This window comes from Streptomyces sp. NPDC048295, assembly GCF_040652135.1.
GTDB lineage: Bacteria > Actinomycetota > Actinomycetes > Streptomycetales > Streptomycetaceae > Streptomyces.
Genome location: NZ_JBEZLL010000003.1, coordinates 273,997 through 286,669, shown reverse-complemented (window position 1 = coordinate 286,669; position 12,673 = coordinate 273,997). Strand labels below are relative to the sequence as shown.

Sequence of the window (12,673 nt, the reverse complement as noted above, 5' to 3'; positions counted from 1 at the left end):
AAGAGCAAGGCAGCCGCCTCGGGAACGCCGAAAGGCGACCACCCGGATGGGTGATCGCCCTTCGTGTGATGACGTCCGTGCCGTACGGCAGGAGGCGTCAGAAGGAGTCAGCAGACTCCCTGAGTCACTTGACCTCGACGGAAGCGCCGGCGGCCTTGAGGGACTCGGCAGCCTTCTCGGCGGCCTCCTTGGCGACCTTCTCGAGGACCGGCTTCGGGGTGCCGTCGACGAGGTCCTTGGCCTCCTTCAGGCCCAGCGAGGTCAGCTCACGCACGACCTTGATGACCTGGATCTTCTTCTCGCCGGCGCCGGTGAGGATGACGTCGAACTCGTCCTGCTCCTCGACGGCCTCAGCGGCAGCACCGGGGGCACCCGGGGCGGCAACGGCGACCGCGGCGGCGGCGGTGACGTCGAACTTCGCCTCGAAGGCCTTCACGAACTCGGAGAGCTCGATGAGGGTCATCTCTTCGAACTGCGCGAGCAGGTCGTCCTGGGACAGCTTCGCCATGATGGCGTCCTTCCACTAATTCGGCAGGTGCCGGATGTACATGTCGGCGGGCGTACGTTCGGCCCGCTGCGACCGTCGCCCTAGTGGGCGACGATCATTGCGCGAGCCGAATTACTCGGCACCGCCCTGCTCGGCCTGCTTGGCACGAAGCGCCTCCGCGGTGCGGACGAACTTCGACGGGAGCGCCTGGAAGACCTGAGCAGCCTGAGTCTGCTTGCCCTTCATGGCGCCCGCCAGCTTGGCGAGCAGAACCTCGCGGGACTCGAGGTCCGCGAGCTTCTTGATCTCATCCGCGGTCAGCGCCTTACCATCAAGGACACCGCCCTTGATGATGAGGTTGGGGTTCTCCTTGGCGAAGTCACGAAGACCCTTCGCCGACTCCACCGGGTCACCGGTGATGAAGGCAACCGCCGTCGGACCAGTGAACTGGTCGTCCAGCGAAGTGATCCCGGCCTCGTTGGCCGCAATCTTGGTCAGCGTGTTCTTCACCACGGCGTACTGGGCGTTCTCACCGAGCGAACGACGCAGCGTCTTGAGCTGCGCCACGGTGAGACCCCGGTACTCGGTCAGCACGGCGGCGTTCGAGCTGCGGAACTGGTCCGTCAGCTCGGCTACCGCGGCAGCCTTGTCGGGCCTTGCCATGAGCGTCGGCCTCCTTCCGGGTGATGAGGACCGCTCAGAAGGGGCCGGGAAAGACGAAACGCCCCGGCGCGGGCGCCAGGGCGTAGCTCGACCGAACGAAGTCCGGGAGCTTTCCACAGTCACCTGCGCAGGTCGCCCGTACTCAACGGATCCTTCGGTCACTGTTCCCTCTTGCGAGAGCACAGCAACGACCAGCGGTCTTTGGCTTCTGTAGGAGAGTACGCGACCGTGGTCGCGCCGAGCAAATCCGTCCCGCTCCGGGCGGCCCGGGAGGGTCAGGACGCGCCCGAACCCGCTCCCTGCTGCTGCTTCAGGAGCTCGGCGAAGTCGACCGTGTCGGAGGCCGGGGGCTGCTCGACCGAGACCTTCGTGCCGTAGTCGCTGTAGTACACCGTGGAGTTGAGCTCACCGGTCTTCATCTGGCCGCGCTCGGTCTTCTTGACCAGCAGGTCGTTGTCGTCGACCCAGAGGTCGACCGTCTCCGTGGTGATGCCGGCGTCGCTCAGCTGCTTCTTCAGCTGCTCCAGCTGGCCGGCGTCGAGCTCGGAGTTCTTCGCCGTCAGGGCGGCGACGTCGACGGTGCCGGAGTAGTGCGTGGTGGAGACGCCCCGGACGTCCTCCTTGCCGACCTTCTTCACGTCGCCGGAGGCCAGCAGCGACTTCACGCCCTGGTCCGGCGTGGTGTTCTGCATCTGCTGCTTCATCGCCTCGCCGGAGGCGCCCGCCAGCTTGGCGAGGTCGGCGTAGCCGTAGCTGATCCAGTGCTTGCCGCCGGCCTGCTTCGCGAAGCCGTCGCCCATGTTGACGACGTAGCCGTCCTTGAAGTAGCGGGCCTGCATCGTGCCGGTGCCGCCGGTCTGCTTCATGGCGTCCGCCATGCTGCCGCCGGTGTACGTGATCTCCATGGTGCCGGTGAGACCGTCGGCCCAGTCGATGGCGCCGGTCTGCTCCATGGACATGGTGGTGCCCATCTGGGTGCTGCCCTCGACCTTCGCCGAGCTCTCCCCGCCGGTCTTCTTCTGCACGTCGAGCAGCGCGGCGATCGGGTCGGCCTTCACGACGCCGCTGCCCTTGCTGTCGCTCTTGCCGCTGTCCGATCCATTGCAGGCCGCGACCGACGTCAGCGTCGCTGCCACCGCCACCGACAGACACACGCGTCGCACGGTACTGGTCCTCATGTCAGCTTCCACCCCTCGTTCGGCTCTGTCGGGGCCTCACGCTAACGCACAGGTCCGACACAGCCTCCGGCAATACGGATACAAGGACGGGCCCCGCACCTCGAAAGGTTGCGGGGCCCGTCAATGTCACACGTGACGCGGCGTGCTGCCGAGCGCGAGGGCTCAGACGGCGGCCGGGTCCTCCTCGACGAGGAGGTTACGGGTGCGGTTGGCGTCCAGCGGGATGCCGGGGCCCATCGTGGTGGCCAGGGTGGCCTTCTTGATGTAGCGGCCCTTGGCGGCGGACGGCTTCAGACGGAGGATCTCCTCCAGCGCCGCTGCGTAGTTCTCCACCAGCTTGGTGTCGTCGAACGACGTCTTGCCGATGATGAAGTGCAGGTTCGAGTGCTTGTCGACGCGGAACTCGATCTTGCCGCCCTTGATGTCGTTGACAGCCTTCACGACGTCGGGGGTGACGGTGCCGGTCTTCGGGTTCGGCATCAGACCACGCGGACCGAGCACGCGGCCGAGGCGGCCGACCTTGCCCATGAGGTCCGGAGTGGCGACGACGGCGTCGAAGTCCAGACGGCCCTTCGCCACCTCGTCGATGAGCTCGTCGGCGCCGACGATGTCGGCTCCAGCGGCTTCCGCGGCCGCAGCACGGTCACCGGTCGCGAAGACCAGGACCCGGGCGGTCTTGCCGGTGCCGTGCGGGAGGTTCACGGTGCCACGGACCATCTGGTCGGCCTTGCGCGGGTCGACACCCAGGCAGAACGCGACCTCGACGGTGCCGTCGAACTTGGTGGAGGCGGTGTCCTTGGCGAGACGGACGGCCTCGAGCGGCGCGTAGTTGCGCGACCGGTCGACCTTGGCGTCCGCAGCGCGGAGGTTCTTGCTGCGCTTCACTTCTACTCCTGTTGGTTTCAGGGTGTGGAGTCGTGGTGCGGGCCAGCGCTTGGCCCTACCACTGGGGGTGTGAGGGGCTGAATCAGCCTTCGACCGTGATGCCCATGGAACGGGCGGTGCCAGCGATGATCTTCGACGCGGCGTCGAGGTCGTTGGCGTTCAGGTCGGGGAGCTTCGTCGTGGCGATCTCACGGACCTGGGCAGCCGTCAGCTTGGCGACCTTGGTCTTGTGCGGCTCGCCGGAGCCCTTCTCCACGCCCGCGGCCTTGAGGATCAGCTTCGCGGCCGGCGGAGTCTTGGTGACGAAGGTGAAGGAACGGTCTTCGTAGACCGTGATCTCCACCGGCACGACCATGCCACGCTGCGACTCGGTCGCGGCGTTGTAGGCCTTGCAGAATTCCATGATGTTGACGCCGTGCTGGCCGAGCGCGGGGCCGACCGGCGGGGCCGGGTTGGCCGCACCGGCGTTGATCTGGAGCTTGATAAGCCCCGTGACCTTCTTCTTCTTGGGAGGCATTGCTCTCTCCGGGTCCTAGTGAGAGTTGTTTCGCCGCCGTCCGATCATCCGGATGGAGGCATACCGCACAACGATAACGGGTATAGCTGCGCGACCAAAAACCGAGCAGGTCAGACGGGCTTCTCAGCCGGTCTGACCTGCTCGGTAGGCATGTGTCCAGGAACTGGCGGAAAACCGCTAGTTCTTCTGGATCTGGTCGAAGCTGAGCTCGACCGGGGTCTCGCGGCCGAAGATCTCGACGAGGCCCTTGACCTTCTTCGAGTCGGCGTTGATCTCGTTGATCGTCGCCTGCAGCGTCGCGAACGGGCCGTCGGTGACGGTGACCGAGTCGCCGACCTCGAAGTCGAGCACCTGGACCTCGACCTTGCGGGCCGGAGCCGGCTTGCCCTCGGCCTCGGCGGCCTCGCGGGCGGCCTTCTCCTCGGCCTCCGGGGCGAGCATCTTGACGATCTCGTCCAGGGTCAGCGGGTACGGGTCGTAGGCGTTGCCCACGAAGCCGGTGACACCGGGGGTGTTGCGGACGACGCCCCAGGACTCGTTCGTCAGGTCCATGCGCACCAGGACGTAGCCCGGGAGCTTGTTCTGGCGAACGTTCTTGCGCTCACCGTTCTTGATCTGGACGATCTCTTCCTCGGGCACTTCGGCCTGGTAGATGAAGTCCTCGACGTTGAGCGAGACGGCGCGCTGCTCCAGGTTGGCCTTCACGCGCTTCTCGTAGCCGGCGTACGTGTGGATGACGTACCACTCGCCGGGAAGGCCACGCAGCTCGTCGCGCAGGGCGGTGACGGCGTCGACGGGAGCGGCCGGCTCGGCCTCCTCCTCGTCGTCCTCGTCGCTCTCGGATTCGGCGTCGGCCTCCGCGGCCTCTTCCTCGTCCTCGACGTTCACGGCGGCCTGCTCGGCGGGCTCACCAGCGGCGGCGTCGGCAGCTTCGGCCTGGTCCGGCTCCTCGGCGTCCGCCGCCTCGACGATGTCGAGCTCGTCCTCGGCGGACTCGAAGGCGCCCGCCGTCGGCTCGACGGCGTCGTTCAGGTTCGGGTCAGACACGGTGGCTGCTTCTTCCTGGATCACAAATGGGTGGAACATGCGAAAGGGGCGCCCATGAGGCGCCCTCCGCGGGATCAGCCGAAGACGTACTTGATGACCCGCTGGAATCCGAAGTCAATCACGGTAACCAGACCGATCATGACGACGACGAAGACAATCACCACGCTGGTGTACGTCGTCAGCTGACTACGAGTCGGCCAGACGACCTTGCGCAACTCGGCGACGATCTGGCGGTAGAACAGCGCGAGGCGGCCCAGAGGGCCCTTCTTTCCGCGCTTGCCGCCCTTCCGGGTCTTCTTCTTCGACTCGGGTACTTCATCCTCGGCATCAGGCATGTCGATGGAGCCCACGGCGTCCGTCACGCTTCTCACCTGATTCCGGGTCATGGCCGTGCCGCGCCCGGTGGAGCCGCACGGCGGTGCATAGAAGTACGTACATGCGCACACATCCTGGCGAAGGAGTGTGTAGCAGGGCCGGAGGGACTTGAACCCCCAACCGCTGGTTTTGGAGACCAGTGCTCTACCAATTGAGCTACGACCCTTTGTGGTTTCCACCAACCTACCGCATCTCCCCGGATGGTTCCGGTGCAGGAACGGTGCGGCTGGTGAAGGCCAACGACAGGTGAGTGTACGTGTTCAGCGGCCCGGCGTCGAACAGATAGCTCCCGACCGCTCCTGGCCGCATGTTGTCCGCATGCTGTCCGAGTCCTGTCCGGTCCCTGAAACCGCTGTGCCGACAGGGATCACGGTCTGAAACCATGGGGACCATGAGCGCTGCAACTTCCCCCTCCGAGCGCCGGGTCTCCGCCCGCATCGGTGCGATCTCCGAATCCGCCACCCTCGCCGTCGACGCCAAGGCCAAGGCCCTCAAGGCCGCCGGCCGTCCGGTGATCGGCTTCGGTGCCGGTGAGCCCGACTTCCCGACCCCCGGCTACATCGTCGACGCCGCGGTCGAGGCCTGCCGCAACCCGAAGTACCACCGCTACACCCCGGCGGGCGGGCTCCCCGAGCTCAAGGCCGCCATCGCGGAGAAGACGCTGCGCGACTCGGGCTACGAGGTCGACACCTCGCAGATCCTGGTGACCAACGGTGGCAAGCAGGCCATCTACGAGGCGTTCGCCGCGATCCTCGACCCGGGCGACGAGGTCGTCGTGCCCGCCCCGTACTGGACCACCTACCCCGAGTCGATCCGGCTGGCCGGCGGTGTCCCGGTGGAGGTAGTGGCCGACGAGACCACCGGCTACCGGGTCTCCGTCGAGCAGCTGGAGGCGGCGCGCACCGAGCGCACGAAGGTCGTCCTGTTCGTCTCCCCCTCGAACCCGACCGGTGCCGTGTACAGCGAGGCCGACGCCAAGGCGATCGGTGAGTGGGCCGTCGAGCACGGCCTGTGGGTGCTGACCGACGAGATCTACGAGCACCTGGTCTACGGCGACGCGAAGTTCACCTCGCTGCCCGCGCTCGTTCCCGCCCTGCGTGACAAGTGCATCGTGGTCAACGGCGTGGCCAAGACGTACGCGATGACCGGCTGGCGGGTGGGCTGGCTCATCGGCCCGAAGGACGTCGTCAAGGCCGCGACCAACCTCCAGTCGCACGCCACGTCCAACGTGTCCAACGTGGCCCAGGTCGCCGCGCTGGCCGCCGTCTCCGGGAACCTGGACGCGGTCGCCGAGATGCGTACCGCCTTCGACCGGCGCCGTCGGACCATCGTCCGGATGCTCAACGAGATCGACGGGGTGCTGTGCCCGGAGCCCGAGGGCGCGTTCTACGCGTACCCCTCGGTGAAGGAGCTGCTCGGCAAGGAGATCCGCGGCAAGCGCCCGGCCACCTCCGTCGAGCTGGCGGCGCTGATCCTGGACGAGGCCGAGGTCGCGGTCGTGCCGGGCGAGGCCTTCGGTACGCCGGGCTACCTCCGCCTCTCGTACGCGCTGGGTGACGAGGACCTCGTCGAGGGCGTCTCGCGGATCCAGAAGCTGCTGGGCGAGGCCAAGGCGTAGCGGGTACCGAATTCGGCAGAAGCGACCCCCGGCGCCCGGCCGGGGGTCGCTTCTGCGTTCGGGCGTCAACCCGATGGGGAAAGCGGCTACCGCTCGACCCCACGTGTGCGGCAGGATCTTGGGATGGAGCGTGATGTACGGCTGTTGCCCAAGGCCCACCTGCACCTGCATTTCACCGGGTCGATGCGGCCGACGACCCTGCTCGAACTCGCCGACAAGTACGGCGTGCACCTGCCCGACGCCCTGACCGGCGGCGAACCGCCCAAGCTGCGGGCCACGGACGAGCGCGGATGGTTCCGCTTCCAGCGGCTCTACGACATCGCCCGGTCCTGCCTCAGGGCGCCCGAGGACATTCAGCGGCTGGTGCGCGAGGCGGCCCAGGAGGATGTCGCGGACGGCTCCGGCTGGCTGGAGATCCAGGTCGACCCCACCTCGTACGCCCCGCTGCTCGGCGGGCTGATCCCTGCGATCGAGATCATCCTGGACGCGGTGGACAGCGCCTCGCGCGCGACCGGGCTGCCGATCCGGGTGGTGATCGCGGCGAACCGGATGAAGCATCCGCTGGACGCCCGGACGCTCGCCCGGCTCGCGGTGCGGTACGCGGACCGTGGCGTGGTCGGATTCGGGCTCTCCAACGACGAGCGGCGCGGGATGGCCCGGGACTTCGACCGGGCCTTCGCCATCGCCCGCGAGGGCGGGCTGCTGGCGGCGCCGCACGGCGGCGAGCTGTCCGGCCCCGCCAGCGTGCGGGACTGTCTGGACGATCTCGACGCGGCCCGGATCGGACACGGGGTACGGGCCGCCGAGGACCCGCGGCTGCTGCGCAGGCTGGCGGAGCGCAGGGTGACCTGCGAGGTCTGCCCGTCGTCGAACGTGGCGCTGGGCGTCTACGAGAAGCCCGCCGACGTACCCCTGCGCAAGCTGTTCGATGCCGGGGTGCCGATGGCGCTGGGCGCGGACGATCCGCTGCTCTTCGGTTCCCGGCTGGCCGCGCAGTACGACCTCGTGCGGCGCCATCACGCGTTCACGGACGAGGAGCTCGCGGAGCTGGCCCGGCAGTCGGTGCGGGGCTCCGCCGCGCCCGCCCCGGTCCGGGCGGAGCTGCTGGCGGGCGTCGACGACTGGCTGGCGAAGCCCGCGGACTAGGGGTGTCCGACACATGAGTGCGGGAGGAGGAGCGGTGTCCGGTGCGTGCGACCGCAAGGCGCCGGAGCGTCCGCGGATGGGGTCTCCCCTGCTCGAACGCAGCTGAGAGCTCGGGGAAGGAGCCACGTGGGCGTTTCGGCAACGCCGTGAGCGTGCGTGCCGGACACCGCGACGCCGCAGGCATGTGTCCGACACCCCTAGGGGCGGCTACGCACCCATACCCCGCATCAGCGTCCTGGCCAGGGACGCGGCGAATTCGTCGAGGGGCTGCGGGGGCCTCCCGTCGGCCGTGGCCTCGTAGGCGAACGCCCGTTGCACGCAGGCTCCCAGCAGCAGCGAGGCGGCCGCGTAGGTGTCCGCGTCGGACCGCACCCGGCCGGCCTCCTGCTCGGAGCGCAGATAGGCGTCCAGGCCCCGGACGGGCATGTGCGGGCCGGTGCCGAGCTCCCTCATCGCCTCGTTGTGGCGTTCCTTGAGCCTGGGTTCGGCGTACAGCGAGGCGGCGATCGGGAAGCTCTGCTCGTAGAAGAGCGCGGCCTGGCGGGCGATCTCGGTGAGGTTCCGCTCGACGGTGCGCTCCCCCGCGCCCGGGGACGCGACGAGCCGTTCCAGCAGCGGGTTGAGCCTGGGCAGCCGTTCCTTGAGCACGACCACGAACAGTTCTTCCTTGCTCGCGAAGTGCTTGTAGAGCGCGGCCTCCGAGCAGCCCGCGGCTCTGGCGATCTCCTTGGTGGTGGCGCGGGCCAGGCCGATGGTGAGCATCAGCTGATGGGCGGCGTCGATGATGCGGACGCGGGCCGGCTTCTGCTCCATGTGCACTCCAGCGAAGCTTGACGAGGTGGTGAGTATCCACTCACTCTATGGGTGAGTGAATACTTACCCACCCTGGGAGGGTGCGCAATGAGGATCACGGTGTTCGGTGCCACGGGCGGTATCGGTCAGGAGGTCGTCCGGCAGGCGGTGGCGGCGGGCCACGAGGTGACGGCGGTGGTCCGCGACCCGGCGCGACTGCCCGTCCCGCTCTCCGACGTGCAGGTCCACACGGTCGCGCGGGTGGACGATCCGGAAGCGCTGCGCGAGGCGGTCGCGGGCCGGGACGCCGTGCTCTCCGCACTCGGCTCGCGCGGCCGGAAGGCGGACGGGGTCGCCGAGCGGCTCACCGGGGCGGTGCTGGCGGCGATGGAGGCCGAGGGGGTGCGGCGGCTGCTGGTGGTCAGCGCGGCCCCGGTCGGCCCCCGGCCGGCCGACGACCCGCTGCCGGACCGGCTGGCCCGCAGGGCCGTCGGGGCGATCCTCAAGGAGGTCTACGCGGACCTGACACGGATGGAGGCCGCGCTGGCCCGGAGCACGGCGGACTGGACGTCGGTACGGCCGCCGAAGCTCACGAACGGCCCGCTGACGGGGAAGTACCGCACGGCCGTCGGCAGCACGCCGCGCAGCGGCCGGAGCATCTCGCGCGCCGATGTGGCGCACGCGATGCTGGCGCTGGTCGACGACCCGGCGTCGGTGAGGCAGGGCGTGGGCGTGGCGTACTGAGTGACGTGCCGATGGGGCCTACAGGCTCACGCCGACCGTCACCGGTTCGTTGACGAGCGTGACGCCGAAGGCCTCGCGGACTCCGGCGACGACCTCGCGGGCGAGCGCGAGGAGGTCCTCGGTGGTCGCCTCGCCGCGGTTGGTGAGGGCGAGGGTGTGCTTGGTGGAGATACGGGCCGGTCCGGTGCCGTATCCCTTGGTGAAACCGGCCTTGTCGATGAGCCAGGCCGCCGAGGTCTTGACGCGTCCCCCGTCCGCGGGGAAGGCGGGGGGCGTCGTCCCGGGGCCGAGGCGGTCCTGGGCACGGGCGAGGAACGCCTCGTACTCCGCCTCCTCCAGGATCGGGTTGGTGAAGAAGGAGCCCGCCGACCAGGAGTCGTGGTCCTCCGGGTCCAGGACCATGCCCTTGCCGGCGCGGAGCGCGAGCACCGTTGCGCGGGCGGCCGCGGCGGGCACCCGCTCGCCCTGCTCGACGCCCATGGTGCGAGCCGTCTCGGCGTACCGCAGCGGCGCGGAGAGACCCCCCGCGTCCTCCAGCTCGAAGCGGACACGCAGCACCACGAAACGGTCGGGTTCGGCCTTGAAGCGACTGTGCCGGTACGAGAACGCGCAGTCGGCGTTCGGGATGGTGACCGTTTCCTCGGTGTGCCGGTCGTAGGCGACGACCTCCGTGATGGTGGAGGAGACCTCCTGGCCGTACGCGCCGACGTTCTGGATCGGTGTCGCACCCGCGGAGCCCGGGATTCCGGCCAGGCATTCGATGCCCGCGAGGCCGGCTTCGACGGTACGGGCCACGGCGTCCGTCCAGATCTCGCCGGCGGCGAGCTCCAGCGTGGTGCCGTTCAGCGCGAAGCCCTTGGTCGCGATGCGCAGGGCGGTGCCGTCGAAGCCCTTGTCGCCGATGACCAGATTGCTGCCACCGCCGATGACGAGGAGCGGGGTGCCGCTCCCGTCGGCCTCGCGCACGGCTTCGATCACCTCGGCGTCGGTGGTCGCCGTGAGGAGGCGGGAGGCGGGGCCGCCCAGCCGGAAGGTGGTCAGGGGGGCGAGGGGGGCGTCATGGAGTTCCTGCACGGGGACAAGGGTACGGTCCGCGCCCCCACCGCTCGGGCGGGGCGCGGACCGCAGGTGTGGAACCGCGGCTCAGGCGGCGACGGGGACCGGCTTCCCGGCCGTCCCGGACTCCGGGGCCGGGGTACTGCGGCGGCGCGGGATCAGCAGGGCGACGACGGCGGCCAGCGCCACCGCCGAGGCGCCGATCCAGACCGCCGGGACAGTCCCGTCCGTGAAGGCGCGTGCGGAGCCGTAACCGCCCCGCGAGGAGAAGACCGTGGCGAGCACGGCGACCCCGAGGGCCCCGCCGACCTCGCGCAGGGCGTTGTTGGCGCCGGAGGCGATGCCCTGCTCCTCGGGGCGGACGCTGGACATCACGAGGCTGGCGGCGGGTGCGAAGTACAGGGCCATGCCGACCCCGCCGACGATCAGGCCGGGCAGCTGCGAGGCGTACGAGGCGTCGGGGCCGATGATCATCGCGAAGAACGCCAGGCCGGCCGCCTGGAGCGCGAGCCCGGCCACGACCACCGGGCGGCCGCCGAAACGGTCGGAGAGTATCCCCGCGACGGGCGCGACCAGCATGGGCATTCCGGTCCAGGGCAGCATCCGCAGGCCGGCCTCGGTGGGCGAGTAGCCCAGCACGCCCTGGAAGTACTGGCTGAGCAGGAAGATCGAGCCGAACATGCCCAGGAACATCAGCATGCTCGCCATGTTGATCCCGAAGAACGCGCGGTCGCGGAAGAGCCGCATCGGCAGCATGGGGCGCTTCGCGCGCAAGCCGTGGCGGATGAAGCCGGCCACGAGCGCTCCGCCCACGATCAGCGCGCCGAGGACGGTGGGGCTGGTCCAGCCGTCGGAGTTGGCGTTGACCAGGCCGTAGACGATGCCGAACAGTCCGCCGCTGACCAGGAGCGTGCCGGGGATGTCGAGCCGTGCGTCCGGCGCGTACGACTCGGTCAGGCGCAGCCGGGCCAGCGGCAGCAGGGCCACGCCGACCGGGACGTTCAGCCAGAAGATCCACTGCCAGGACAGGTGCTCGGTGAGACTGCCGCCGATCAGGGGCCCACTGGCCACGGCCAGCCCGGTGACGGCACTGAAGATGCCGAGCGCGGCACCTCGACGGGCGGGCGGCACGGCGGCCGTGAGCAGGGTGAGCGTCAGCGGCATCATGATCGCGGCGCCCACGCCCTGGACCGCCCGGAAGGCGATGAGTTCGTTGATCCCGGACGAGAGGGCGGCCGCGGCGGACGCGCCGGTGAAGACGGTGAGCCCGGTGAGGAAGAGCCGGCGGCGGCCGAATCTGTCACCGAGGGCCGCCCCGAGCATCAGCAGGACGGCGAAGGTGAGGGTGTAGGCGTTCACCGTCCATTCCAGCTCGGGCAGCTCGCCGCCGAGACTCTCGCGGATGGAGGGCAGGGCGGTGGTGACGACGAGGTTGTCGAGGGCCGCCATGAATCCGGCGACGCTGGTGATGACGAGGGCCCAGACCGCTCCCGAGCGGCCTGCTGTGTGCTGGTTCACTGCTCCCCCTGGGGGTTAGTTATCAATTACTAACTTCTCTGGGCAGAAAACCGGGCGGAACCCGGGTCGCGCTGTTCAGGCGGGCGGCCGGACCTCGTCGTAGAACCCCGACCAGACCCGGTGCCCGGCCGGAAAGCCGAGCGAGGCGAGTGTGTTGACGAGCATCCCGTACGCAAGGAACGTCGTCGTCTCCTTGGCGTCGGCACCCAGGGCGAGGTGGACGTCGTCCCACAGCCCCAGCCAGGCGGCGCGCACCGCGTCACCCAGCTCCTTCTCCCCGGAGGCGTCGGCGCTCGCGACCGCCGCGTAGGTCTGCATCTGCATCTGGATCTTGTCGGGGTCGTCGACGATGAGCCGCTGGTACGCGGCGGCCATCGCCTTCACCGCCGCATCGCCCTCAAGCCCCTCCGCGGCCTCGGCGAAAACCCTCCGGGTGTCCGTGAAGCACCGCTCGACGGCCGCGAGGAACATCGCCTGCTTATTGGGGAAGAGCCGGAAGAGGTACGGCTGCGAGACGCCGACCCGTCTGGCGATCACCTCCGTGGAGGTGCCGTCGTAACCACCGCGGGAGAACTCGGCGATCGCCGCACGGATGACACTCTCTCGCCGCTCTTCCGCACTCATCCTTGCCATGCGGGTAAGTTAGT

14 protein-coding genes and 1 tRNA gene are annotated in these 12,673 nt (G+C 69.2%); 3 read left to right on the top strand and 12 right to left on the bottom strand.

All coding sequences use genetic code 11. From position 1 onward, the window contains the following. Nucleotides 1-124: 124 nt before the first annotated feature. The 8 genes from rplL to AB0D53_RS05875 all read right to left on the bottom strand — a co-directional run bounded on the left by rplL (nucleotide 125) and on the right by AB0D53_RS05875 (nucleotide 5,318). Nucleotides 125-508 (bottom strand): 50S ribosomal protein L7/L12, encoded by a 384-nt coding sequence (gene rplL, locus AB0D53_RS05910; protein WP_362440680.1) that lies wholly within the window; start codon nucleotides 506-508, stop codon nucleotides 125-127. Between the two features lie 111 nt (nucleotides 509-619). Further along, entirely contained in the window at nucleotides 620-1,150 is a 531-nt protein-coding gene (gene rplJ / locus AB0D53_RS05905) for a 50S ribosomal protein L10 (RefSeq protein ID WP_266415516.1), read from the bottom strand. 275 nt (nucleotides 1,151-1,425) lie between these two features. Continuing rightward, nucleotides 1,426-2,328 carry a hypothetical protein gene (locus AB0D53_RS05900; protein ID WP_362440677.1) on the bottom strand — a complete coding sequence of 301 codons (903 nt, stop codon included), beginning with the start codon at nucleotides 2,326-2,328 and terminating at the stop codon, nucleotides 1,426-1,428. 162 nt (nucleotides 2,329-2,490) lie between these two features. Beyond that, on the bottom strand, nucleotides 2,491-3,213 hold the full coding sequence (gene rplA, locus AB0D53_RS05895; RefSeq protein WP_093540773.1) for a 50S ribosomal protein L1: 723 nt from the start codon (nucleotides 3,211-3,213) through the stop codon (nucleotides 2,491-2,493). A gap of 82 nt (nucleotides 3,214-3,295) precedes the next feature. Next, a complete protein-coding gene (rplK, locus tag AB0D53_RS05890) occupies nucleotides 3,296-3,730 on the bottom strand; it encodes a 50S ribosomal protein L11 (protein WP_006126872.1) in 435 nt (144 codons plus the stop codon). A gap of 177 nt (nucleotides 3,731-3,907) precedes the next feature. Next, nucleotides 3,908-4,777 (bottom strand): transcription termination/antitermination protein NusG, encoded by an 870-nt coding sequence (gene nusG, locus AB0D53_RS05885; RefSeq protein WP_362440674.1) that lies wholly within the window; start codon nucleotides 4,775-4,777, stop codon nucleotides 3,908-3,910. A 74-nt stretch (nucleotides 4,778-4,851) separates the two neighbouring features. Next, a complete protein-coding gene (gene secE / locus AB0D53_RS05880) occupies nucleotides 4,852-5,139 on the bottom strand; it encodes a preprotein translocase subunit SecE (protein WP_072485564.1) in 288 nt (95 codons plus the stop codon). A 106-nt stretch (nucleotides 5,140-5,245) separates the two neighbouring features. Next, nucleotides 5,246-5,318 (bottom strand) — tRNA-Trp (locus AB0D53_RS05875). 225 nt (nucleotides 5,319-5,543) lie between these two features. On the opposite strand from AB0D53_RS05875, the gene AB0D53_RS05870 reads away from it, so the two are divergent. Both AB0D53_RS05870 and AB0D53_RS05865 read left to right on the top strand, forming a co-directional pair. Further along, nucleotides 5,544-6,770 carry a pyridoxal phosphate-dependent aminotransferase gene (locus tag AB0D53_RS05870; RefSeq protein ID WP_362440670.1) on the top strand — a complete coding sequence of 409 codons (1,227 nt, stop codon included), beginning with the start codon at nucleotides 5,544-5,546 and terminating at the stop codon, nucleotides 6,768-6,770. 123 nt (nucleotides 6,771-6,893) lie between these two features. Continuing rightward, nucleotides 6,894-7,916 carry an adenosine deaminase gene (locus AB0D53_RS05865; RefSeq protein WP_362440667.1) on the top strand — a complete coding sequence of 341 codons (1,023 nt, stop codon included), beginning with the start codon at nucleotides 6,894-6,896 and terminating at the stop codon, nucleotides 7,914-7,916. Between the two features lie 207 nt (nucleotides 7,917-8,123). Here the strand turns inward: AB0D53_RS05865 and AB0D53_RS05860 are convergent, their stop codons facing one another. Continuing rightward, nucleotides 8,124-8,729 carry a helix-turn-helix domain-containing protein gene (locus AB0D53_RS05860; RefSeq protein WP_362440664.1) on the bottom strand — a complete coding sequence of 202 codons (606 nt, stop codon included), beginning with the start codon at nucleotides 8,727-8,729 and terminating at the stop codon, nucleotides 8,124-8,126. Between the two features lie 87 nt (nucleotides 8,730-8,816). Here AB0D53_RS05860 and AB0D53_RS05855 point away from each other — a divergent pair, with 87 nt between their 5' ends. After that, a complete protein-coding gene (locus AB0D53_RS05855; protein WP_362440661.1) occupies nucleotides 8,817-9,452 on the top strand; it encodes an NAD(P)H-binding protein in 636 nt (211 codons plus the stop codon). Nucleotides 9,453-9,470: 18 nt separating this feature from the next. Here AB0D53_RS05855 and AB0D53_RS05850 read toward each other — a convergent pair whose 3' ends face one another. The 3 genes from AB0D53_RS05850 to AB0D53_RS05840 form a co-directional block, all read right to left on the bottom strand. Further along, nucleotides 9,471-10,580, bottom strand: a complete 1,110-nt coding sequence (locus AB0D53_RS05850) for a UDP-N-acetylmuramate dehydrogenase (RefSeq protein ID WP_362441043.1) — start codon at nucleotides 10,578-10,580, stop codon at nucleotides 9,471-9,473. A 15-nt stretch (nucleotides 10,581-10,595) separates the two neighbouring features. Beyond that, complete coding sequence (locus AB0D53_RS05845) at nucleotides 10,596-12,026, bottom strand: MFS transporter (RefSeq protein WP_362440658.1); 1,431 nt, start codon at nucleotides 12,024-12,026, stop codon at nucleotides 10,596-10,598. Between the two features lie 75 nt (nucleotides 12,027-12,101). Further along, nucleotides 12,102-12,650 (bottom strand): TetR/AcrR family transcriptional regulator, encoded by a 549-nt coding sequence (locus AB0D53_RS05840; protein ID WP_362441040.1) that lies wholly within the window; start codon nucleotides 12,648-12,650, stop codon nucleotides 12,102-12,104. Between the last annotated feature and the right edge of the window lie 23 nt (nucleotides 12,651-12,673).

What these genes read in the sequence shown, in the direction of transcription:
- rplL (WP_362440680.1), bottom strand. Translation starts at nt 508, where the DNA reads ATGGCGAAGCTGTCCCAGGACGACCTGCTCGCGCAGTTCGAAGAGATG.
- rplJ (WP_266415516.1), bottom strand. Translation starts at nt 1,150, where the DNA reads ATGGCAAGGCCCGACAAGGCTGCCGCGGTAGCCGAGCTGACGGACCAG.
- AB0D53_RS05900 (WP_362440677.1), bottom strand. Translation starts at nt 2,328, where the DNA reads ATGAGGACCAGTACCGTGCGACGCGTGTGTCTGTCGGTGGCGGTGGCA.
- rplK (WP_006126872.1), bottom strand. Translation starts at nt 3,730, where the DNA reads ATGCCTCCCAAGAAGAAGAAGGTCACGGGGCTTATCAAGCTCCAGATC.
- AB0D53_RS05870 (WP_362440670.1), top strand. Translation starts at nt 5,544, where the DNA reads ATGAGCGCTGCAACTTCCCCCTCCGAGCGCCGGGTCTCCGCCCGCATC.
- AB0D53_RS05865 (WP_362440667.1), top strand. Translation starts at nt 6,894, where the DNA reads ATGGAGCGTGATGTACGGCTGTTGCCCAAGGCCCACCTGCACCTGCAT.
- AB0D53_RS05860 (WP_362440664.1), bottom strand. Translation starts at nt 8,729, where the DNA reads ATGGAGCAGAAGCCGGCCCGCGTCCGCATCATCGACGCCGCCCATCAG.
- AB0D53_RS05855 (WP_362440661.1), top strand. Translation starts at nt 8,817, where the DNA reads ATGAGGATCACGGTGTTCGGTGCCACGGGCGGTATCGGTCAGGAGGTC.
- AB0D53_RS05840 (WP_362441040.1), bottom strand. Translation starts at nt 12,650, where the DNA reads ATGAGTGCGGAAGAGCGGCGAGAGAGTGTCATCCGTGCGGCGATCGCC.